We start from the raw sequence: 21,244 nt of genomic DNA on the forward strand, positions 1-21,244 counted from the left end.
AGGCTTGTTTCAAACTTTCGCGTTCATTCTGCAAGCAGAATGTTTACTCACTCGTTGTTCAGTTTTCAAAGATCAAACATTCAATTTAGTGCTGTTTTTCATGTTGTCGTCGTTTCAGCGGCGACTTTTATAATATATCATGTTGAAGTTCTCTTTGCAAGCATTATTTTTTCGATTATTTTCAATCGCTTTATTTTCATGCTTGTTTCCGTGAACCGCTCCTAAAAAAGGAACGAAAATTAATTTACCATATGAAATTAGAAAGGTCAACCCTTTTTCGACAAAAAGTATGAACCCCTCAGCAATTTCACATTCTCATAGTTCAGAGGTACAGCACCCGCTATGAAGAGCCGCACCTCCCTTCCACTACTGTAAATCGAATATATGACCAGCTTCAGCATTATGGCTTCGACTTTTTCAGCTTCCCACCTCTGGCGTACTTGGACAACTCTTTTGGCGGGGCAAAGCGTGCATACATGCGGAACACAGTCTTATATCGGCTCGCGATAGCATATTTGATCTCTTGGTCAAGACGATTATCACTTAGATCGAAAAGCATCTCATCTAATTCTTTACGCAGCACATAGTCTAGTTCCTTGCATTCCTTCTCGTTAAACAACATACCCAGCATTAGAGTTCTCCTTTTTGTGCATAGCCTCTTTATCACACTTACACAAGTTTCATGCAACACCCCGTGCATTCTCGCTTTTGTGGGTGCTGCTGAAACCCGTTTTATTGTTATGGTCAACTTTCTGAAAATTTATGAATGCCAACCATCACAAAATTTTATCCTCTCACCAGAGTATACGTAAGTGTGCTTTCGATGATTGCTGCAACAAGAAGCAAGATGACAACCCAAAAGGATGCCGTTAGCGTCCTATTCATGAATGCTCTCCACCGGGTACCCATCGTATTTCGCTTGTCACTTCCAAGTTGTGCAAGGCTTTTGATAACCAGACCACCAAACTTCAGTCCGAAGGCGCAAGCAATGATAATGACCGGAATCTCAATAATGCCATGCGGAAGTAAACCTTTAACCACAATGTCATAGAAGCTTGCTCCATAATTCATCGTGGTGTGCACCACAAATCCAAGGACCATCCCATTGATCAGCAGGAAGATGACAGGCAGAATTCCGAAGAATATACCGGCATAGATGACAAGTACACTTTTGATGGCATTATTGAAAAAGATAAACAGAAAGAAGTTCCATTGCACATTGCCCCCCTGCTCCAGCCGTTCACTGACTTCACGTAATCCTCCGATTTGGTTCAACAACAGTTCTTCCAGTGGCCCTGTACTCACCCATCCTGCCCCTATACCAACAGCAAACAAAACTACGGACCAGATTAATGCACTACGGATGGAACCAAGATCTTTAAGAAATGTACTGAATTTTAACATAATAACCTCCTGTAGAATCTAAAATGATGGACAAACAAGGATCAGTGACGAATAACTGGGCAGTACGAGCATACATTGGAGAGTAAACAAGCATTTCTTATGGGAGAGGGGCGCTTATTGAAATGAACTCGTTCTATGTATTTAGCGGCAAAAAGATTAAACGGTACCTGATTGTCCTCGTTGCTGCCATCTTTGCGATCGGTATTATCTATCTGGAGAGAGGCAATGTCTCCGTATTCTCGGAGGAAGCACCATCCGCCGTCTACAGCGTTCCAACCGAGAAGAAGGTAATCGCACTTACCTTTGACATTAGCTGGGGGGATAAACGGACAGAGCCGATTCTGAAAGTTCTTCAGGAGAATAAAGTGCAGAAGGCAACCTTTTTCCTTTCCTCCCCCTGGAGCAAGACACACCCCGAAATTGTTACTGCCATCAAAGAGGCAGGATATGAAATTGGCAGCCATGGTCACAGACATGAGAACTACAGCAGCCTGACTGAAGAAGAAATTCGCAAAGAAATTTCGACAGCTCATAGCATTTTAACCGATTTAACGGGAAAAGAACCGAAATTACTACGTCTGCCCAACGGGGACTTTGACAAGCGAGTGCTTCAGGTAGCCAATAGTCTGAATTATCAGGTTGTGCAGTGGGATACCGACTCCTTGGATTGGAAAAACCCTGGTGTACAGACCATTGTTGATCGCGTAGTAAGCAAGGCACATCCAGGGGACATCGTACTGCTGCATGCAAGCGATTCCTCCAAACAAACGCATGAAGCACTCCCTGTAATTATCGACAAGTTGAAAAATCAGGGCTATGAATTTGTTACCGTGTCTGAGTTGCTCAACCATTCCAGTGTGGAAGGTAAGGAAGTTCGTGACCAAGCCAGCGGTCAATGATTACTCAATTATGAGCTATAGCTCAAATAGGTGCTTAAAAGTTGAAAAGAGCTAACCAGGTTAGCTCTTTTTGGTATGTTTTTTGTGCAAAATGAATTCTATGCTCGGCTTTCTTTCAACTGTTCTGCCTTTCCACTTACACTCCGGTTCGTCGATACATCCACCAGCCTGTGCAATATCAGCATTTGGTATGCATTACATAGGAGCAAGGGAACCACAATAAATATGGTTGCAGCATTCACATCAATACGTAATACGCCGATCGTCTCCACTATGGTGACGGCAATCATGAAAAAGAGTGTAGGTACAAGCGCGGAGATATGAGTCAGCTTTACTTTAACGTAAGCGGTAACAATTGCAGCTGCCAAAATAATGATACCTAACACAATATCCGATATGCGTTCCCGGTCTCCCCCAACAAACAGGCGTAAAAACATCACGTCAAGCAGGGCTAACACCGTTAGTACAATCTGCACGATCTGCCAACCGCGCTTTGGAAATACACCTTTACCCATATAATTCAATATCAGATATGCAAAGAAACCCATTTGTGAATACACGCTGATCATAACCCCTGATCCAAATAAGATCAAAAGATACAGAAGAAAATCATTCAATCCATTTGTTTTCTCCCCGTTCACCAGCATCATAATCAATCCTGTACCCAATGCTCCCGCGGCCCCAATAAGCAAGGCTGTCCAAAACAGGAAAAACCATTTACGTAAATTCAAAAGTTTTCCACCCCCGAGTGTTTATTTTACCAACCTTCTCAGCAAAAAACCATCATTGCTCAACATATTTCCCCCTTTCCCATCACATACTACATCCAGTATCTAATCAAGGAGGGATTGTACACATGAAACGGCCTTTGTGGCAGCTATGCTGTGTCGTACTGGGGCTATCCGTCATGCTTGCCGGCTGCGGTTCAGATCAGAGTTCTTCGCCTCCTCAGGGCAGTTATAAAGAGATGAAAACAATGGTTGTAGATATCTTAAAAAGTGATGAAGGCAAGAAAGCGGTGGAGGAAGCTCTTACAGGTCAAAGCTCATCCAGCGGAAGCAGCGGTTCTGAAGAAGGCGGCGGTTCGGGTGGTGCTTCGGGATCCATTGGTATGAAAATGTTAATGCCTGTGCAATCTTCGGAACAAATACGTATTGCAGTAAAAGATACCATCACAGCTCCCGAATATAAGAAGGAATTCGAAAAGATCATGACCGATCCGCAGTTTGCGGGTGAATTTGCCAAAGTGATCAACGCACAAAGTAAACAGCTTCATATGCAATTGATTAAAGATCCCACATATCAAAAGTCTGTTGAAGACATCATGAAGTCACCTGAGGTATCCAAGATGTTCATGGATATGACGAAGACTCCGGATTATCGTAAACAGACGATGACTGTCATGCAGGAAGTGATGCAAAACCCGTTGTTCCGCATGGAAGTACTCACTTTGCTCAAGAAGGTAGTACAGGACGAATTGCAACCTAAAGTGCAAAGTGGCGGACAACAGGGGCAAGAACAAGGCGGACAGCAAGAGGGTCAGGGCGAAGGTGGTGGTGATGGCGGAGATGGTGGAAGCAGTGGAGATTCGGGCGGCGGATCATAAACAGTAGGTGTTAATACGCACCACAGATACTGAAAAGCCTGCATCCAAATGGACGCAGGCTTTATTTGTATTTATAACACTCATACCATTAGAATTTGGATTCAATGGACCGGGCAACTTCATCGTAGATAGCCCCTATACGGGAATCTGCTTTGTAAACCGAAGGTGAGAAATCAGGCTCGGAAGGATGATTATCCGGCGTGCCTAATGGAATCTGGGCAAGCAGGCTTGTATGCAGACTTTCCGCAAGTCTTCCCCCGCCTCCACGACCAAAGACATAATCCTTCTCTCCGCAACTGCCACACTCATAATAAGCCATATTCTCAACCACACCAAGTAACTCATGATCGGTCTGAATGGCCATTGCACCCGCACGTGCTGCGACAAAAGCTGCCGTTGCATGCGGCGTGGTAACGATGATTTCCTTACTCTGTGGCAACATCTGATGCACATCCAAAGCAACATCTCCCGTACCTGGTGGCAAATCCAGTAATATATAATCCAATTCGCCCCACTGGACATCCGTAAAGAATTGACGCAACATCCGACCTAGCATGGGTCCACGCCAGATTACCGGATTGTTCTCCCGAATAAAGAAGCCCATCGACATGACTTTGACGCCAAAACGTTCAACCGGTTGAATAACGCCATCTTCAACGACCGGATATTCTTCAATCCCCATCATGTCGGGTACACTGAAGCCATAGATATCCGCATCAATTAAGCCCACTTTCTTGCCTTGACGTGCCAAGGCTGCAGCCAGATTAACGGTTACCGTTGATTTACCAACGCCACCTTTACCACTGGCCACAGCAATAAAACGAACACCTGATTCAGGACTTAACAGCTCATGTCCATCCAGACCCGCTGCGTGACCTTTTACGAGCACTTCGTCCCGATCTGGCTCATTATCGGGTTGTCCCATATTCAGGCTCTCACGATCATGCTCAGAAGCTGCACGCACACGAATATGGGCATCCTTCATTCCGTGCTGGGACAACAGATTACGCGTTGCATCAGTCAAGGCTGTTGTATCCTCAGGTCGATTTTCCAGTGTCACTATGGTCAGAGCCACATGATTTTCTTTCACCATAATATCTCGAACCCATTCCAGTTCGGTCAGACTTACTCCCAATTGTGGTTCTTGTAATGGCTGTAATAGTTCAAGTATCTGTTCTTTTGATAACATCAGACAGCACCTCAGCTTTATCTATTGGCATGTAATTAGGTATGCTGATCCAATTATATCATTACCTTTCTTGTTCTGACTAACTTTTAGGCCGTTCTCCTGAGGAATATCTGAGAATTCCATTATAGATCGAAGCAGCTACCTTACGTTGATAAGCTTCGTCAGCAAGCATACGTGCCTCTTCCGGATGAGAAAGGAAACCCACTTCTACCAGCGCTGAAGGGATCTTCAGAGCCTGTAACAGATAAACCGTATTCACCGTTTTGGCGATCCGATCTGTATTCTCCAGGTTACGAACCATCTCTTGTTGAAGCAGATTAGCCAAACCTTCATTATCCGGATGGTTCGTTGTATAGAAAACCTGCGCTCCACTCCATCGGTTGGATGGGACACTGTTCATGTGAATGCTAATAAAGAGATCTGCTTGCTTATCCTCTATCCGCCGTACTCTTTGTTTCAGATCTTCCGTCTTTCGTTTGGAGTACCCCTTGGTGTCCGATTCCGCCAAATCAGTGTCTATTTCTCGTGTCATAACCACTAAGGCCCCTGCCTGTTGCAAATAATCTCTCACATACAGGGCGATAGACAGATTGATATCTTTTTCAATAACCCCCTGTTTACTTACCGCTCCTCCATCTGGACCTCCGTGTCCTGCATCAATGGCAATGACTTTACCCGCCATCGGCAAACTCCAATAACCTGACGTCTTAGCGGAAGGCAGTTCATAGGACATTACCGCCACTAACATGGCCAGTAGACAGAGACTCAGCATGACCCTTTTGATTGTTTTTAGCCTAATCCAGACTACAAAGTGTTTCCCCATATTTTTACGCATAAAAAAACCACCTCGTCCCTATAAATGACTCTAATCATCTATATGGGACAAGATGGACAAATATACCGCTAGGAGCGGACTTGCTCCGCCATTCCTTCAATCAGCACCTCAGCTACCTCAGGACGTGTAAATTCAGGTGGAGGGCACTGGCCGTCACGGAGCAACCCGCGTACTTTGGTGCCGGAAAGCGCCATATGATGTTCTTTATCATGTGGGCAAGTTTTACTCGATGCCATGTTTCCACATTTGGTACAGAAGAAACTATGTTCGAAGAACAACGGAGTGATCCCCAGTTCCTCTGCTGTAAAGTTAGTAAAGATCTCCTGTGCTTCATATGTTCCATAATAATCACCAACACCCGCATGGTCACGACCAACAATAAAGTGGGTACACCCGTAATTTTTGCGAACCATCGCATGGAAAATAGCTTCACGTGGACCAGCATACCGCATGGCTGCGGGGAACACACCAAGGAACGCACGATCAGCCGGGTAATAGTTCTCCAGTAATACCAGATAACTCTTCATCCGAACATCTGCAGGTACATCGTCCGACTTCGTCTCTCCAACAAGCGGATTCAGGAAGAGTGCATCTACAATCTCCATAGCGCTCTTCTGAATGTATTCATGAGCCCGATGGACCGGATTACGTGTCTGAAAACCAACTACGGTCTTCCAACCCTTCTCCTGAAAAATCTTCCGGGTATCTGCAGGATCATAATAGAATTCCTCAAATTTCGAAGGTTTTGGACGGTTCAACACTTGGATTGGACCTCCTACGTATGTTGCAGGACGCTCCAAAAGTTTTTTAACGCCCGGGTGCTCGGGATCATCTGTTTTGAATACACGCCGGGCTTCTTCACCCTGATCCACCTGGTATATACTTTGGACTTCGAGCAATCCATAAGTGACTCCATCTTGATCACCAACAAGTTTCACACGTTCACCAATCTGGAGGGATGCGGCTTGTTTATCGTCAACAGCAAGTGTAATCGGTATACTCCAGACTGTTCCATCGGCGAGACGCATGCGAGACACCACCGAAAGGTAATCTTCCTCATTCAAGAAACCTTGAAGTGGTGAGAACGCACCTACACCAATTAGATCCAAATCTGATATTGTCCAGGTATTAATACGCAAAGAGGATAAGTTTTTACTGTCTTGTAACAATTGCTCCCGTTCTTCTCCTTGTACGATACGTTGAACCAACGTACCTCCATGAGGCAGAATCGATGTCATCTTGTCAGCTCCTTGTATAGCTATTATTTATGAAGGCCACATTCCGTTTTATCATTACCAGACCAGCGTCCGGCACGTGGGTCCTCTCCAGGCATCACTTGACGTGTGCAATGCTCACAACCAATACTTGGGTAGTTCTGATCATGAAGAGGGTTATATAAAACGTTATTGTCACGAATATATTGCCATACATCCTCAGTCGTCCAGTGTGCAATCGGATTAAACTTCATCAGGCCAAATTTGGAATCATATTCAACCTTCTTTGAGTTTGCACGAGTTGGTGCTTGATCTCTACGTATACCTGTGATCCATGCATCATACTGAGAAAGAATACGTGTTAACGGTTCGACTTTGCGAATGTTACAGCACCCATTGGGATCAGACTTCCACAACTCTTCACCGTGCTCAGCTGCCTGCTCTTCCGGAGTAATCTTAGGAGACACACGTACAAATTCAAGATTGTAGTTCTCCTGCATCTTATCACGTGTTTCGTATGTTTCTTTAAAGTGAAAATCTGTATCCAGATAAAAAATATCTGTGGATGGGCTGATTTTCTGCACCATATCTACAAGTACAACATCTTCTGCACCAAAGCTACATGCAAAAGTGATATTTGGGAATGTTTCAATAGCATACCGAATAATATCCTCTGGACTAGCATGTTCCAGTTCCTCTGCCTTCGTCCGTGCCAAATCTTCTTTCTCCAACAAGTTCATCTGTGAATTTCCCCCATTCTGCAATTCAATACATCTTAAAGCCGACTAATCTAATATGAATTATGTTTAGTATAAATCTTTCATTGGGGATGTCAATGCCTGCCATATGGTAAAATAAATCAGTTTTTGCCCATTACTTATCGTCGCTCTCAAACATTATTTTGGTTCAATTTATCCATTTCTCTGTTAATGAGATAAAAACAATGATGTTGGCCCAGGTCATTAGACAGGTAAAAATACATCGCTTAGCCTGGGAAACCTTTGCTGTTACTGGGTTTGGACAGTTCTTGTCATCGAGAACTGCATCAAAAAAACACTGGGTGATTGAAAATAAAGGAAGAAAAGCTAAAGTTTTAAGGGGAGCAACGTTGCGAATTTTAGCTGTTGATATGTAAGGGACTTTTATCGTTTCCATAAGAAATACTGATAAGGTTTGCAATAAAGAATTAAGTGCAAAAACAGTAAGCCGAGTGCATTCAAGAAATCACGCATGAGTTCTAATCGATGATTATAAAAGAGCTGTTATAAAATGTGTGGTGAGTGGTGAGTGGTGAGTGGTGAGTGGTGAGTGGTGAGTGGTGAGTGGTGAGTGGTGAGCGATGGGTATGAGCATATTCAATGATCTAAACGATTAGAGAGGTTCAGTAAAATGTGGATGTATTAACGTACATATTATAGGACTGTATTGAGGGACATTAAGGGCACATTGAAAAGGCAATGAAGGAAAAATGCAGAAGCTTGGGGAGAGACATCAGAAATATAAGAGCTACCGCATAAACTAATATAATATATGGCGTAATAATCATGAATATATAAAAAAGCCTTTGACCGAGGCCAAAGGCTTTTAATATTAACGTTTGGAGAACTGAGGTGCGCGACGAGCCGCTTTAAGACCGTATTTTTTACGTTCTTTCATACGTGGGTCACGAGTCAGGAATCCTGCTTTTTTCAGGGATGCACGGTATTCCGGATCTGCTTTGAGCAGAGCGCGGGAGATACCATGACGGATTGCGCCGGCTTGACCGGAGATTCCGCCACCATGAGCAATAACAAGAACGTCATAGTTGTTGAGCGTTTCTGTCAAGTTCAGTGGTTGTTTTACGATCAGTTTGAGTGTTTCCAAACCGAAGTATTCATTAATATCACGTTTATTGATGACAATGCGTCCTTCACCCGGTACAAGGCGAACACGTGCTACCGAATGTTTACGACGACCTGTCCCATAGTATTGTACTTGTGCCATGAAACTGTCCTCCTTTTAATTAACCGCGAAGTTCGTAAACTTCTGGTTTTTGTGCTGCATGTGGATGCTCAGTGCCTCTGTACGCTTTAAGTCTCAACTTCATTTTCTCGCCCATGCGAGTTTTAGGAAGCATACCGCGAACAGCCAATTCCAACATACGCTCAGGTTTGTTTTTAACCATCTCTTCAGCTGTAGTTACTTTCAAACCACCTGGGTGCATTGAGTGACGGTAGTATTTTTTACCTTGCATTTTCTTACCAGTCAATACGATTTTCTCAGCATTGATGATAACAACGAAATCGCCAGTGTCCACATGTGGAGTGAATTGTGGCTTGTGTTTGCCGCGAATCAAAGCTGCTGCTTCGCTCGCCAAACGTCCGAGGGTTTTGCCTTCAGCATCAATGATGTGCCATTGGCGCTCAACTTCGTTAGGCTTCGCCATGTACGTAGTACGCATGAAAAGTTCCTCCTTAAAATGTTCAAAATCATCATTTTCATTTATCTTCGTTCGTTAAGTTATAACTTTAGGTGTTGATGGATTGTAAATTTGATGTGAACCTCTTAATTGGGGCTGTGGGAAAGCCATTAAGAAAACACAACTTTTATATTACATGATAGGCGATTAAATCGCAAGTGTTAATTAAGCTTTTCACTCACCAAATTTAATCTTTTTTGTATTCAAGATCCCAGAGCATTAAACCGCAGCTAACTGCAGTAGGTCCTGCAGCAGATCGATTACATGCAGCAATCATATTTGGTACATCAGAGGCTTTCCGTTTGCCCTCTCCGATCTCCAGCAGTGTCCCTACAATGATACGAACCATATGCTGCAAAAAGCCGTTACCACTCACATAAATGTGAATGACACCCTGATCGCGCGGATGGTCTCTGCACATTGATCGGTCCACTTCCATCCATGCTTCATACACCGAACGGACATGATTCTCTTTCTGAGACTTGCGTGAAGCAAAAGAAGTAAAATCATACGTCCCTATGAAATGTCGTAAGCCCTCCTGCATTGCCATAATATCAAGCTTCGCATGATGATGATATTGCAGTCTTCTGTTGAATACATCCGGAAATTGATTCGCATTGACTGTATAACGATACGTTTTCTTTTTCGCTGCATAGCGAGAATGAAAATCAGCCGAAACTTCAATCGCATCAATAACGACAATATCGGAGGGTAATCTGGAGTTGAGTGCAATACACCAACGTTCAATCGGGATCTGGGACTCCGTAGGAAAATTGAAGATTTGTCTGCGGGCGTGAACACCTGCATCTGTTCGGCCTGAACCTGTAATTTTAACCTTCTCACCGGTTAAAGCACGAATCGCATCTTCAAGATGATCCTGAATGGTATTCCCACCCGGCTGTACTTGGAAGCCGAAATAGGCAGTGCCATCATAAGTTAACGTCATACATAAGTTCCGCATTATTACCACACCTTTGTTCCATACTATACATATCCCTATCCCGAACAGCAAAAGAAGCCCCTTACGGAGCTTCTATTACAGCACGAATTCCGAAATGAAGAGAAAAAAAGGGTTAATCCAGAACCGTTGATTCTGTCCCCTTTCCTCATCTCATCTGTTTTACGCGCGGTCTACCAGTTCCAAGTAAACCATTGGCGCTGCGTCACCACGACGAGGTCCCAGTTTCAAGATACGAGTGTATCCACCTGGACGCTCAGCGTAACGACCGGACAATTCGCTAAACAGTTTTTGGATTGCATCTTGCTCACCATCGATAGTTTCGCGGCGAACATAAGCTGCCACTTGGCGACGGGCATGAAGATCTCCCTTTTTCGCTTTAGTGATCAGTTTTTCAGCAATAGAGCGAACCTCTTTTGCTTTCGCTTCAGTTGTCTGAATGCGTTCGTATAAGAACAGGTCGGTTACCAGGTCACGGAACAAAGCTTTACGTGCGCTGGAATTACGGCCCAACTTTTGGTATGCCATTGTTTTCCCTCCTTCACTTCAAGCACTCGGCTGTCTATTCTTCTGTACGGAGTCCCAAACCAAGTTCCTCAAGCTTCTCTTGAACTTCTTCCAAAGACTTGCGTCCGAGGTTACGGACTTTCATCATGTCTTCTTCCGTTTTCGTAGTCAGCTCTTGCACGGTATTAATACCGGCACGTTTGAGGCAGTTGTAGGAACGAACAGAGAGATCCAGCTCTTCGATCGTCATTTCGAGTACTTTTTCTTTTTTGTCTTCTTCTTTTTCGACCATGATTTCTGCATCTTTCGCTTCGTCTGTAAGACCCACGAAGAGCATCAAATGCTCAGTCAAAATTTTAGCGCCGAGGCTTACAGCCTCTTCAGGACGAATACTTCCATCAGTCCAAACTTCCAACGTAAGCTTGTCATAGTTGGTCACTTGACCGACACGCGTATTTTCCACGGCGTAGTTAACGCGACTGATCGGGGTGAAGATGGAATCGACTGGGATGACGCCGATCGGCTGGTCATCGCGTTTATTCCGATCTGCCTGGACGTAGCCGCGACCGCGATTGGCAAAAATACGCATGTGAAGTCTCGAACCTGGTCCGAGCGTAGCAATGTGCAAATCCGGGTTAAGGATTTCCACATCGGAGTCAGCACGGATATCTCCAGCCGTAATTGCCCCTTCGCCTTCAGCATCAATCTCGAGCACTTTCTCCTCGTCTGAATGAATCTTAAGCGACAAAGCTTTCAGGTTAAGAATAACCTCCGTTACATCTTCCATTACGCCAGGAACTGTAGCAAATTCATGCAGAACGCCATCGATTTGAACCGAAGACACTGCCGCACCCGGCAGTGACGAGAGCAAGATTCGGCGAAGCGAGTTTCCAAGCGTCGTACCGTATCCGCGCTCAAGCGGTTCTACTACGAATTTCCCATAGGTGCCATCATCGTTGACGTCTACCGTCTCAATTTTCGGCTTTTCGATTTCAATCACTGCAATACCCCTCCTTCAAAACGTCGGTCCTCTATGAAACATTTACCTTCTCTTGCGAAAACATGTAGTAGTATGCCTAAACAACCATTATTAGCAGATTGTGCCGGAAATATACCACACGCAGGGGCAAATCTCATTAGACACGACGACGTTTTGGAGGACGGCATCCGTTATGCGGGACTGGAGTTACGTCTTTGATCAGGTTAACTTCAAGACCAGCAGCTTGCAAAGAGCGGATCGCTGCTTCACGGCCTGCGCCTGGTCCTTTAACCATAACCTCAACGGCTTTCATCCCATGTTCCATTGCAGCTTTGGCAGCAGTCTCAGCAGCCATTTGTGCAGCAAACGGAGTCGATTTACGGGAACCTCTGAATCCGAGGCCGCCGGAGCTTGCCCACGAAATTGCGTTTCCGTGAGGATCCGTAATAGTAACGATAGTGTTATTGAAAGTGGAACGGATATGCGCCACGCCAGATTCAATATTCTTACGGTCACGACGTTTAGTACGTACGACTTTTTTCGGTTTAGCCATTTTCTCTTATCCCCCCTTATTATTTCTTCTTGTTCGCTACTGTACGACGAGGACCTTTACGAGTACGAGCATTCGTTTTCGTACGTTGTCCACGAACAGGCAGACCACGACGATGACGAACTCCACGGTAACAACCGATCTCCGTCAAACGTTTAATATTCAAAGAGATTTCTCGACGCAGGTCACCTTCTACTTTGACCTCTTTATCGATACTTTCACGCAATTTGCTGACTTCATCTTCCGTCAAATCACGAACACGAGTGTCCGGATTGATGCCTGTTGTGCTCAGAATTTTCTGGGAAGTCGTTTTACCGATTCCGAAAATATAAGTCAAGGCGATCTCAACGCGCTTATCACGTGGCAAATCCACACCAGATATACGTGCCATTTTACGCTACACCCCCTTCTTTAACCTTGTTTTTGTTTGTGTTTCGGATTTTCACAGATAACCATAACATTCCCTTTGCGGCGAATGACTTTGCACTTTTCGCAAATCGGCTTGACCGAAGGTCTTACCTTCATGTGAATTACCTCCTCAAAGTTTTGCTAAGCAAAACCCTCTTCGTAAGCATTGACCTTGTTCTACTATTGTAAAACCGGCTTCGAAGCTTTCGCAAGTTTTGCCGGGCAAAACCCGCTACATAAGCTTCACAGTTCATTGCAACTGTCTACTACTATTTACGGTAAGTTATGCGACCTTTTGTTAAATCATAAGGCGACAACTGAACAACTACTTTGTCTCCAGTCAGGATACGGATAAAGTGCATCCGCAGTTTTCCGGAAACATGAGCGAGAATTTGATGACCGTTCTCAAGCTCAACCTTGAATGTTGCATTCGGTAGCGGTTCGAGAACCGTACCTTCCACTTCAATGACATCTTCCTTAGCCATTAGTCAGTCTCCTTTCTCTTCAGCTTGAATGTTGGTGGATTCCAGAAATGAATGAACCGCGTAACGGAGCTTTCCATTTGTCACCCGACCACTCTCGTTTAAACTGTTCACAACCTCGCTGCTAATCATGGGCTGGAGCTCAAGATGAAGAAGATTCTTCTTCTTTGGTTGATCAAACTTACGTTTGTCTCCATCCGCAATATATACGAACTTACCGTCCGCTATAGCAACAATTACTGCGGCTTGGTCCGCATTGCGGCCTTTACGGATCTTCACAAGTTGACCGAGCTGCGGATTAGACTGACTGTTCATGCCTCATCACCTACGCATTCAGTTTCGTGAAAATTTCCATACCATCTGGTGTAACTGCTACGGTGTGTTCAAAGTGTGCACATAACTTACCATCAACCGTGACGACAGTCCAGTTATCTTCCAACGTTTTCACATACCGTCTACCTACGTTAACCATCGGCTCTATGGCCAGCACCATGCCCGCTTTAAGCCGTGGTCCCCGATCGGGAAGACCATAGTTCGGAATCTGTGGTTCTTCGTGCAGATCTGCGCCTATGCCGTGACCGACATATTCACGAACTACGGAGAACCCTTCATCTTCAATATATTTCTGAATCGCATGAGATATTGTAAACAAGCGAACGTCCGGTTTTACCAGCGCCAGACCTGCGTATAACGAAGCCTCGGTAACGTCCAGAAGACGACGGGCTTCTTCGGAAATACGGCCGACCGGATAAGTCCAGGCGGAATCTCCATGATACCCCTGGTACTGCGCGCCAATGTCAAACGTAACGATATCGCCCTCGTTCAACTTGCGTTTGCCGGGAAATCCATGTACCAACTCTTCATTGACTGAAGCGCACACACTGGCAGGGAAACCGTTATAACCTTTGAAAGACGGCACAGCTCCTTGACTGCGGATATATTGATCAGCCATATGGTCAAGTTCTCCAGTCGTAATACCGGGAGCGATATGCTCTGCCAAGAGACGATGCGTTTCCGCAACAATTCTCCCTGCTTCCCTCATCAAGCCCAGTTCCGTTTCGGACTTACCAATGATCATCAATTAACCTCTCAGTAAGGACACGATTTCTTGAGAAACTTGATCGATATCCTGTTCTCCGTTCATTTGACGAAGAAGACCTTTAGTCTCATAGAACGTGAGGAGTGGTGCTGTTTTGTTGATATACTCGTCCAGTCGTGTACCTACACTCTCTTCATTATCATCAGAGCGTTGATACAACTCACCAGCGCATTTATCACAAATACCTTCCTGCTTAGGCGGATTGAATACCACATGATAAGTGGAACCACAGTTTTTACAAATTCGACGACCCGTCAAACGAGCGAGCAATTTGTTGCGATCCACTTTCAGGTTGATTACATGATCGAGACCTGAGTTCAATCGATCCAGAATGCCATCGAGCGCTTCTGCTTGCGAAAGGGTTCTTGGAAATCCGTCCAAGAGGAAACCTTCTCTGCAGTCAGGCTGCTGCAAACGTTCTTCAACGATGCCAATGGTTACATCATCTGGTACAAGCAATCCTTGATCCATATATTCCTTGGCTTTCATGCCAATGGGAGTTCCCTGTTTGATCGCGAGACGAAATGCATCGCCTGTTGAAATATGGGGAATACCGAACTCTTTCACGATGACGTCTGCTTGCGTTCCTTTTCCTGCCCCCGGAGGGCCCATGAATAGGATGTTCACGTTATGTCACTCCCTCCAAGACTACCCTACATCAACAAACAGCACAATAGGTGCCGGCAAGTAAATCTTCACTCGACCGGTACCTATTGCCTATTTATTGATAAAACCTTTGTAGTGGCGTTTGATCAATTGGCTTTCGATTTGCTTCATCGTATCCAGCGCAACACCGATAACGATCAGGAGGGATGTTCCTCCAATTTGCGCAGATTGAGGCAAACCAGACAGTGCCCCCAAGATTACAGGCAGAACGGAAATGACTGCCAAGAACATGGCACCGGCCATTGTCAAACGAGTCATGACACGGGTCAGATATTTCTCGGTTGCTTTACCCGGGCGAATGCCTGGGATGTAACCGCCGTTCTTTTTCATATTATCAGCCATCTGCTGTGGATTCATCTGTACGAAAGTATAGAAGAATGTGAAACCGAAGATCATCACGACATACAACAACATACCCAGAGGTTTGTGTGTAGTCAGGTTCTGTCCGATCCACTGTGCCCAAAGGCGATCTGCCCAGAAGTTGGCGATGATCGTCGGGAACATCAACAGCGATGATGCGAAGATGACAGGGATAACACCTGCTGCATTAATTTTCAGCGGGATATGTGTATTCTGTCCACCGTACATTTTGTTACCTACGACACGTTTAGCGTACTGTACCGGAATTTTCCGAATCGCCTGCTGAATGTAAATGACCCCTATGATGATCAACACAATAACAATTGCGATGATAACACCTTTAAGAATATTCATAAACAGTTGGTCAGGTTGAATGAAGTCGGATTCGATCGTTTGTTTGATAATGTTAGGCACCGTAGATAGGATACCCGCAAAGATCAAGATTGAAATCCCGTTTCCTATGCCCTTCTCGGTGATCTGCTCACCAAGCCACATCAGGAATGAAGTACCGGCCGTAAGTACAATCGCGATCAAGATATAATCTGCAAATGTAGCGTTAGGAATCATGTCTGTATTGTACAAGCGGTTGAATCCGATCGACGTACCAAACGCTTGAATCAATGCCAGGCCAATCGTTAAATAACGGGTCAATTGTGCAGATTTCTTCTTACCTTGTTCACCTTGCTTTGCCCACTCCGCTAATTTAGGAATAACGTCCATGGAAAGCAACTGTACTATGATAGACGCAGTGATGTAAGGCACGATCCCGAGCGCAAATATCGAGAACTGGAAGAGCGCTCCACCCGAGAACGTATTGAGAAGTCCAAAAACTTCTTTACCCGCAGAATTTGTCGCTTCGAACACGTCTTTGTTAACTCCCGGTACGGGAACAAAGGAGCCGATGCGGTAAATGATCAGTACAAAAAGGGTAAATAATACCCTTTTGCGCAGATCTTCAACCCGCCAGATATTCTTTAGGGTCTTGAACATTAAATCACCTCGGTTGTACCGCCGGCAGCTTCAATTTTCTCAATAGCAGATTGAGAAAACTTGTTAGCTTTAACAGTCAGCTTCACAGTGACATCACCGTTACCCAGGATTTTGATTCCGGATTTAGCGTTTTTAACTACGCCGTTCGTCATCAAGAATTCTGGAGTTACTTCAGTACCCGCAGCAAAACTGTTCAGGTCTTCAGTATTCACAACTGCATATTCTTTGCGAGTTGGGTTTACAAAACCACGTTTTGGCAAGCGACGATACAATGGATTTTGTCCACCTTCGAAGCCTGGACGTACTCCACCGCCAGAACGAGAATTTTGTCCTTTGTGACCGCGACCTGATGTTTTACCTGTACCACTACTTGGACCGCGACCAAGACGTTTACGTTCTTTGCGGGATCCAGGAGATGGTGAAAGCTCATGTAACTTCATCGTTCGTTGCACCTCCTTAAAGATTTGTGGGATTAACCCGATATTAAGCTTCTACTTCTTTAACAGCAACCAAGTGGCTTACTTTGTTAATCATACCACGGATGGCAGGATTATCGTTTTGTACCACTTTGCTATTGATTTTGCGCAAACCCAATGTTTTCACAGTTGTTCTTTGCGTCTCCGGACGTCCGATCAAGCTGCGGACGAGGGTAATTTCTAATTTAGCCATGAGAATTCCCTCCTTAACCCAGAAGCTCTTCGACGGATTTTCCGCGCAGTTTAGCCACGTCTTCAGCACGCTTCAAACGGGACAAACCTTCCAAAGTCGCATTGACCATGTTCATGGAATTCGAAGAACCCAGAGATTTTGTCAAAATGTCACCTACACCAGCAAGTTCGAGAACCGCACGTACAGGACCACCAGCGATAACACCAGTACCTTCAGATGCTGGTTTCAACAGCACGCGTCCTGCGCCGAACTTACCTGTTACCAAGTGAGGAATCGATGTTCCTACGAGTGGAACGTGTACAAGGTTTTTCTTAGCGTCTTCAATACCTTTGCGAATTGCATCAGGTACTTCGCCCGCTTTACCGATACCAGCTCCAACCCAGCCGTTGCCGTCGCCGACTACAACCAGTGCGCTAAAGCTGAAACGGCGTCCGCCTTTTACTACTTTAGCTACGCGATTAATATTTACAACTCTTTCAGTCAGTTCCAAAGTATTCGGATCTACACGCAAGTCGTTAACCTCCTTTTGAAAAATATCTTAAAACTCAAGTCCTGCTTCACGAGCCGCTTCAGCCAATGCTGCGATACGACCATGGTACAGATAACCGCTACGGTCAAATACGATGTTGGAAACACCTTTGTCTTTCGCACGTTTAGCAACGAGTTCGCCAACTTTACGAGCTGATTCAACAGATGCACCATTTTTGATGTCAGTGCTCAATTCTTTGTCTACGGTAGACGCGGAAGCGATTGTTACACCAGCAACATCATCGATGATTTGAGCATACATATGTTTACCAGAACGGAATACGTTCAAACGAGGACGTGCTGCCGTTCCTTGGATTTTCTTACGAACACGAAGGTGTCTTTTCAGACGAGCCTTATTTTTATCTGGTTTCGTAATCATCTCAAAGATTCACTCCTTTCAGGTTACCTCGCTGGCTTCAAAGCAGAAGCCACGGGGTATATTAGAAACACACGAAGCAAGCAAGCCGAAAGCCGCGCAAAGGCGGTAAGAGAAATCTTATTTCTTCTTACCGGCTTTACCTTCCTTACGGATGATACGCTCGCCTTCATATTTAATACCTTTACCTTTGTACGGCTCAGGTTCACGTACGGAACGGATTTTAGCAGCGTAAGCACCTACACGCTCTTTGTCAATTCCGCGAACGATGATTTTTGTATTCGAAGGTACTTCGAATTCGATTCCCGCTTCCGGTGTAATTTCAACCGGGTGAGAGTAACCAACGTTCAGAACGATTTTATCTCCGGATTTGCTTGCACGATATCCGACCCCAACCAATTCCAGAGATTTCGCGAATCCTTCAGTAACGCCGCTCACCATATTGTTTACAACGCTACGCGTTGTGCCGTGCAAAGAACGGTGAGTTTTGTTATCGGAAGGACGCACAACTGTGATTTCGTTATTTTCAACTGTAACCTTCATGTCTTTATGAAGCTCACGAGTCAAAGTTCCTTTAGGTCCTTTTACCGTAATAACGGTGTTGTCCAGGGTGATGTCTACACCACTTGGTACTGTGATTGGTTTGCGACCAATACGAGACATATGTTGCACCTCCTATCTTGTGACGTTATATTACCAAACGTAGCAAACGACTTCTCCGCCGGATTTCGATTGACGAGCTTCTTTGTCCGTCATGATACCTTTAGATGTCGAGATGATCGCGATTCCCAGGCCACCAAGTACACGAGGTACTTCGTTGCTTTTCGTGTAAACACGAAGACCAGGTTTACTGATTCTTTTCAGACCAGTGATAACGCGCTCGTTATTTTGACCGTATTTCAGGAAAACACGGATAATCCCTTGTTTGTTATCATCGATAACTTCAGCGTCACGGATGAAACCTTCACGCTTCAGGATATCGGCGATTTGTTTTTTCATTGTTGAAGCAGGCATTTCTACCGTTTCGTGACGAACAGTGTTCGCGTTACGAATACGAGTAAGCATATCTGCAATTGGATCAGACATAGTCATTGTGAGTTAACCTCCTTCCCGTTCAGGACTTTTTACCAGCTTGCTTTTTTCACGCCAGGGATCTGGCCTTTATAAGCTAATTCACGGAAACAAATTCTGCAAATTTTGAACTTTTGCAGGACCGAATGTGGACGTCCGCAACGCTCACAGCGTGTATATGCACGTACTTTAAACTTAGGTGTACGTTGTTGTTTAACTTTCATCGAAGTTTTTGCCACTTAGCCTGACACCTCCTAAATAATTTCGGAGAAAAGGGAGTCTTTCCAGACACCCGGAAACGTTATGCCAACATTACTTAACGAAAGGCATTCCCATTTGCGTAAGCAATTCACGGGACTCTTCGTCTGTTTTCGCCGTTGTTACAATGACAATATCCATACCGCGGACTTTATCAACTTTATCGTATTCGATCTCCGGGAAGATCAATTGCTCTTTCAGACCCAGTGTATAGTTACCACGTCCATCAAAAGCATTACTCGATACACCGCGGAAGTCGCGGACACGAGGAAGCGTTACGTTGAGCAGCTTATCTAGGAAGAAGTACATACGCTCACCGCGTAATGTAACTTTCGCACCGATAGGCATATTCTCACGCAGTTTGAAACCTGCGATAGATTTTTTAGCACGAGTGATTACAGGTTTTTGACCCGCGATCAGTTGCAAATCGTTTACTGCAGAATCCAACACTTTAGAGTTTTGGACAGCGTCGCCCACACCCATGTTGATAACGATTTTCTCGATTTTCGGCACTTGCATTACCGTTGTATAGTTAAACTTCTGCATCAAAGCAGGAGCGATTTCTTGCAGGTAACGTTCTTTCATTCTTGATGCCATGAATCATAGCCCTCCTTTCTCATTCGGTTCAATTAGTCGATAATTTCTCCGGAACGTTTAGCAACGCGCACTTTCTTACCGTTATCCAAAACTTTGTAACCTACACGGGTTACTTTTCCGCTCTTCGGATCGATGTGCATTACGTTGGAAACGTGAATCGGAGCTTCCTTCTCGATAATGCCGCCTTGCGGATTTTGCTGGTTAGGCTTCTGGTGTTTTTTCACCATGTTAACACCTTCCACAAGGACGCGGTTCTCACGAGGATAAGCAGCGATGACACGGCCTTTTTTACCTTTGTCTTTACCGCTGATCACCATAACCGTATCTTCCTTTTTAACGTGAAGTTTGTTGTTATGGGATTCCAGAACTTTTTTCACTCTTGGCATTTCGTACACCTCCTGTTTCTAACATCACGAGATTAAGCTTTAGATAACTTCTGGAGCCAAGGAAACGATTTTCATGAAGTCTTTATCGCGAAGTTCGCGAGCAACTGGTCCGAAAATACGTGTTCCACGTGGGCTTCTGTCGTCTTTTACAACAACCGCTGCATTTTCATCAAAACCGATGTAGGAACCGTCTTTACGACGTACAGAACGTTTCGTACGAACGACAACCGCTCTAACTACATCACCTTTTTTGACAACGCCGCCTGGTGTTGCTTGTTTAACAGAACAAACGATCAGATCACCGATTTGAGCTGTACGACGTCCCGTACCGCCGAGTACGCGGATACACATCAGTTCCTTCGCACCGGAGTTGTCGGCCACAGTCAAACGTGTAAATGGTTGAATCATTTAGTATTCCTCCTTTCAGCAATGCTGCTGATGCATTAGATGATAACCGCTTTTTCTACGATTTCAGTAAGTCTCCAGCGTTTATCTTTCGAAAGCGGACGAGTCTCCATGATTTTCACCGTGTCACCGATTTTCGCAGTGTTTTCTTCGTCATGCGCTTTGAATTTTTTAGTAACCTTAATGCGTTTATGGTACAAGTTGTGTTTTTTGTAAGTTTCTACAGCAACAACAATCGTTTTGTCCATTTTATCGCTGACCACTTTACCAGTTTGCACTTTACGTGCGTTACGTTCTTCGCTCATTGTTGGCCTCCTTCCTGATTACGGACGGATTGTCCATCCTATCCC

General features: G+C 44.8%; 35 protein-coding genes. 4 read left to right on the forward strand and 31 right to left on the reverse strand.

All coding sequences use genetic code 11. From position 1 onward, the window contains the following. On the forward strand, positions 1 to 225 hold a 225-nt coding region (locus C161_RS33005; protein ID WP_235193840.1), incomplete at its 5' end, for a hypothetical protein. Between the two features lie 175 nt (positions 226 to 400). Here the strand turns inward: C161_RS33005 and C161_RS16345 are convergent. Both C161_RS16345 and C161_RS16350 read right to left on the reverse strand, forming a co-directional pair. Further along, the gene (locus C161_RS16345) at positions 401 to 631 is read right to left on the reverse strand and encodes a hypothetical protein (protein ID WP_017692114.1); all 231 of its coding nucleotides are present in this window, start codon (positions 629 to 631) and stop codon (positions 401 to 403) included. A gap of 155 nt (positions 632 to 786) precedes the next feature. Then, the gene (locus C161_RS16350) at positions 787 to 1,404 is read right to left on the reverse strand and encodes a stage II sporulation protein M (RefSeq protein ID WP_036607221.1); all 618 of its coding nucleotides are present in this window, start codon (positions 1,402 to 1,404) and stop codon (positions 787 to 789) included. A gap of 122 nt (positions 1,405 to 1,526) precedes the next feature. On the opposite strand from C161_RS16350, the gene pdaB reads away from it, so the two are divergent. Next, positions 1,527 to 2,303 (forward strand): polysaccharide deacetylase family sporulation protein PdaB, encoded by a 777-nt coding sequence (gene pdaB / locus C161_RS16355; RefSeq protein ID WP_036607219.1) that lies wholly within the window; start codon positions 1,527 to 1,529, stop codon positions 2,301 to 2,303. Between the two features lie 98 nt (positions 2,304 to 2,401). On the opposite strand, the gene C161_RS16360 is transcribed toward pdaB, so the two are convergent. Next, on the reverse strand, positions 2,402 to 3,034 hold the full coding sequence (locus tag C161_RS16360; RefSeq protein ID WP_036607218.1) for a KinB-signaling pathway activation protein: 633 nt from the start codon (positions 3,032 to 3,034) through the stop codon (positions 2,402 to 2,404). 125 nt (positions 3,035 to 3,159) lie between these two features. Here C161_RS16360 and gerD point away from each other — a divergent pair, with 125 nt between their 5' ends. After that, entirely contained in the window at positions 3,160 to 3,909 is a 750-nt protein-coding gene (gene gerD / locus C161_RS16365) for a spore germination lipoprotein GerD (protein WP_036607216.1), read from the forward strand. Between the two features lie 88 nt (positions 3,910 to 3,997). Here gerD and C161_RS16370 read toward each other — a convergent pair whose 3' ends face one another. The 4 genes from C161_RS16370 to C161_RS16385 form a co-directional block, all read right to left on the reverse strand. Continuing rightward, positions 3,998 to 5,098 carry an Mrp/NBP35 family ATP-binding protein gene (locus C161_RS16370; protein ID WP_036607214.1) on the reverse strand — a complete coding sequence of 367 codons (1,101 nt, stop codon included), beginning with the start codon at positions 5,096 to 5,098 and terminating at the stop codon, positions 3,998 to 4,000. 79 nt (positions 5,099 to 5,177) lie between these two features. Then, positions 5,178 to 5,933 carry an N-acetylmuramoyl-L-alanine amidase CwlD gene (gene cwlD, locus C161_RS16375; protein WP_036607212.1) on the reverse strand — a complete coding sequence of 252 codons (756 nt, stop codon included), beginning with the start codon at positions 5,931 to 5,933 and terminating at the stop codon, positions 5,178 to 5,180. Between the two features lie 68 nt (positions 5,934 to 6,001). After that, positions 6,002 to 7,171, reverse strand: a complete 1,170-nt coding sequence (gene sat, locus C161_RS16380; protein ID WP_036607210.1) for a sulfate adenylyltransferase — start codon at positions 7,169 to 7,171, stop codon at positions 6,002 to 6,004. Between the two features lie 23 nt (positions 7,172 to 7,194). Further along, positions 7,195 to 7,887 (reverse strand): phosphoadenylyl-sulfate reductase, encoded by a 693-nt coding sequence (locus C161_RS16385; RefSeq protein WP_036607207.1) that lies wholly within the window; start codon positions 7,885 to 7,887, stop codon positions 7,195 to 7,197. Between the two features lie 161 nt (positions 7,888 to 8,048). Here C161_RS16385 and C161_RS16390 point away from each other — a divergent pair, with 161 nt between their 5' ends. Then, a complete protein-coding gene (locus C161_RS16390) occupies positions 8,049 to 8,282 on the forward strand; it encodes a hypothetical protein (protein WP_235193841.1) in 234 nt (77 codons plus the stop codon). A gap of 455 nt (positions 8,283 to 8,737) precedes the next feature. Here the strand turns inward: C161_RS16390 and rpsI are convergent, their stop codons facing one another. The 24 genes from rpsI to rpsQ form a co-directional block, all read right to left on the reverse strand. Then, positions 8,738 to 9,130, reverse strand: a complete 393-nt coding sequence (rpsI, locus tag C161_RS16395) for a 30S ribosomal protein S9 (protein ID WP_017692105.1) — start codon at positions 9,128 to 9,130, stop codon at positions 8,738 to 8,740. A 19-nt stretch (positions 9,131 to 9,149) separates the two neighbouring features. Beyond that, the gene (rplM, locus tag C161_RS16400) at positions 9,150 to 9,587 is read right to left on the reverse strand and encodes a 50S ribosomal protein L13 (RefSeq protein ID WP_024633564.1); all 438 of its coding nucleotides are present in this window, start codon (positions 9,585 to 9,587) and stop codon (positions 9,150 to 9,152) included. Between the two features lie 205 nt (positions 9,588 to 9,792). Continuing rightward, positions 9,793 to 10,566, reverse strand: coding sequence for a tRNA pseudouridine(38-40) synthase TruA (gene truA, locus C161_RS16405; protein ID WP_017692103.1), 774 nt, complete (start codon positions 10,564 to 10,566; stop codon positions 9,793 to 9,795). A gap of 159 nt (positions 10,567 to 10,725) precedes the next feature. After that, positions 10,726 to 11,091, reverse strand: a complete 366-nt coding sequence (gene rplQ / locus C161_RS16410) for a 50S ribosomal protein L17 (protein ID WP_017692102.1) — start codon at positions 11,089 to 11,091, stop codon at positions 10,726 to 10,728. A gap of 34 nt (positions 11,092 to 11,125) precedes the next feature. Beyond that, positions 11,126 to 12,070 (reverse strand): DNA-directed RNA polymerase subunit alpha, encoded by a 945-nt coding sequence (locus tag C161_RS16415; protein ID WP_017692101.1) that lies wholly within the window; start codon positions 12,068 to 12,070, stop codon positions 11,126 to 11,128. A gap of 136 nt (positions 12,071 to 12,206) precedes the next feature. After that, positions 12,207 to 12,602 (reverse strand): 30S ribosomal protein S11, encoded by a 396-nt coding sequence (gene rpsK, locus C161_RS16420; protein WP_017692100.1) that lies wholly within the window; start codon positions 12,600 to 12,602, stop codon positions 12,207 to 12,209. A 19-nt stretch (positions 12,603 to 12,621) separates the two neighbouring features. Continuing rightward, positions 12,622 to 12,990, reverse strand: a complete 369-nt coding sequence (gene rpsM, locus C161_RS16425) for a 30S ribosomal protein S13 (protein ID WP_036607200.1) — start codon at positions 12,988 to 12,990, stop codon at positions 12,622 to 12,624. Between the two features lie 20 nt (positions 12,991 to 13,010). Continuing rightward, positions 13,011 to 13,124, reverse strand: a complete 114-nt coding sequence (gene rpmJ, locus C161_RS16430) for a 50S ribosomal protein L36 (protein WP_003333770.1) — start codon at positions 13,122 to 13,124, stop codon at positions 13,011 to 13,013. A gap of 152 nt (positions 13,125 to 13,276) precedes the next feature. Beyond that, positions 13,277 to 13,492 (reverse strand): translation initiation factor IF-1, encoded by a 216-nt coding sequence (infA, locus tag C161_RS16435; protein WP_017692098.1) that lies wholly within the window; start codon positions 13,490 to 13,492, stop codon positions 13,277 to 13,279. A 3-nt stretch (positions 13,493 to 13,495) separates the two neighbouring features. After that, the gene (locus C161_RS16440; RefSeq protein ID WP_036607194.1) at positions 13,496 to 13,804 is read right to left on the reverse strand and encodes a KOW domain-containing RNA-binding protein; all 309 of its coding nucleotides are present in this window, start codon (positions 13,802 to 13,804) and stop codon (positions 13,496 to 13,498) included. 10 nt (positions 13,805 to 13,814) lie between these two features. Continuing rightward, positions 13,815 to 14,567, reverse strand: coding sequence for a type I methionyl aminopeptidase (gene map / locus C161_RS16445; protein WP_036607191.1), 753 nt, complete (start codon positions 14,565 to 14,567; stop codon positions 13,815 to 13,817). Between the two features lie 3 nt (positions 14,568 to 14,570). Next, entirely contained in the window at positions 14,571 to 15,215 is a 645-nt protein-coding gene (locus C161_RS16450) for an adenylate kinase (RefSeq protein ID WP_036607188.1), read from the reverse strand. A gap of 90 nt (positions 15,216 to 15,305) precedes the next feature. After that, a complete protein-coding gene (gene secY / locus C161_RS16455) occupies positions 15,306 to 16,604 on the reverse strand; it encodes a preprotein translocase subunit SecY (protein ID WP_017692094.1) in 1,299 nt (432 codons plus the stop codon). Continuing rightward, the gene (rplO, locus tag C161_RS16460; RefSeq protein WP_017692093.1) at positions 16,604 to 17,044 is read right to left on the reverse strand and encodes a 50S ribosomal protein L15; all 441 of its coding nucleotides are present in this window, start codon (positions 17,042 to 17,044) and stop codon (positions 16,604 to 16,606) included. The genes secY and rplO overlap by 1 nt, the downstream gene beginning before the upstream one ends. Positions 17,045 to 17,087: 43 nt before the next feature. Beyond that, positions 17,088 to 17,273, reverse strand: coding sequence for a 50S ribosomal protein L30 (gene rpmD / locus C161_RS16465; protein WP_017692092.1), 186 nt, complete (start codon positions 17,271 to 17,273; stop codon positions 17,088 to 17,090). Between the two features lie 13 nt (positions 17,274 to 17,286). Continuing rightward, complete coding sequence (gene rpsE, locus C161_RS16470) at positions 17,287 to 17,784, reverse strand: 30S ribosomal protein S5 (protein ID WP_017692091.1); 498 nt, start codon at positions 17,782 to 17,784, stop codon at positions 17,287 to 17,289. Positions 17,785 to 17,811: 27 nt separating this feature from the next. Beyond that, on the reverse strand, positions 17,812 to 18,180 hold the full coding sequence (gene rplR, locus C161_RS16475; RefSeq protein ID WP_017692090.1) for a 50S ribosomal protein L18: 369 nt from the start codon (positions 18,178 to 18,180) through the stop codon (positions 17,812 to 17,814). Positions 18,181 to 18,297: 117 nt separating this feature from the next. Next, positions 18,298 to 18,840, reverse strand: a complete 543-nt coding sequence (rplF, locus tag C161_RS16480; protein WP_017692089.1) for a 50S ribosomal protein L6 — start codon at positions 18,838 to 18,840, stop codon at positions 18,298 to 18,300. A 30-nt stretch (positions 18,841 to 18,870) separates the two neighbouring features. After that, entirely contained in the window at positions 18,871 to 19,269 is a 399-nt protein-coding gene (rpsH, locus tag C161_RS16485) for a 30S ribosomal protein S8 (RefSeq protein ID WP_017692088.1), read from the reverse strand. Positions 19,270 to 19,301: 32 nt separating this feature from the next. Continuing rightward, positions 19,302 to 19,487: a type Z 30S ribosomal protein S14 gene (locus C161_RS16490; RefSeq protein ID WP_013312154.1), complete on the reverse strand. Its 186-nt coding sequence runs from the start codon at positions 19,485 to 19,487 to the stop codon at positions 19,302 to 19,304. Between the two features lie 73 nt (positions 19,488 to 19,560). Next, on the reverse strand, positions 19,561 to 20,103 hold the full coding sequence (rplE, locus tag C161_RS16495; protein ID WP_017692087.1) for a 50S ribosomal protein L5: 543 nt from the start codon (positions 20,101 to 20,103) through the stop codon (positions 19,561 to 19,563). Between the two features lie 32 nt (positions 20,104 to 20,135). Continuing rightward, the gene (gene rplX / locus C161_RS16500) at positions 20,136 to 20,489 is read right to left on the reverse strand and encodes a 50S ribosomal protein L24 (RefSeq protein ID WP_017692086.1); all 354 of its coding nucleotides are present in this window, start codon (positions 20,487 to 20,489) and stop codon (positions 20,136 to 20,138) included. 39 nt (positions 20,490 to 20,528) lie between these two features. Next, positions 20,529 to 20,897 carry a 50S ribosomal protein L14 gene (gene rplN, locus C161_RS16505; RefSeq protein WP_017692085.1) on the reverse strand — a complete coding sequence of 123 codons (369 nt, stop codon included), beginning with the start codon at positions 20,895 to 20,897 and terminating at the stop codon, positions 20,529 to 20,531. 35 nt (positions 20,898 to 20,932) lie between these two features. Beyond that, positions 20,933 to 21,199 (reverse strand): 30S ribosomal protein S17, encoded by a 267-nt coding sequence (rpsQ, locus tag C161_RS16510; RefSeq protein ID WP_017692084.1) that lies wholly within the window; start codon positions 21,197 to 21,199, stop codon positions 20,933 to 20,935. Between the last annotated feature and the right edge of the window lie 45 nt (positions 21,200 to 21,244).

The organism is Paenibacillus sp. FSL R5-192 (assembly GCF_000517845.1).
GTDB classification, from domain to species: domain Bacteria; phylum Bacillota; class Bacilli; order Paenibacillales; family Paenibacillaceae; genus Paenibacillus; species Paenibacillus amylolyticus.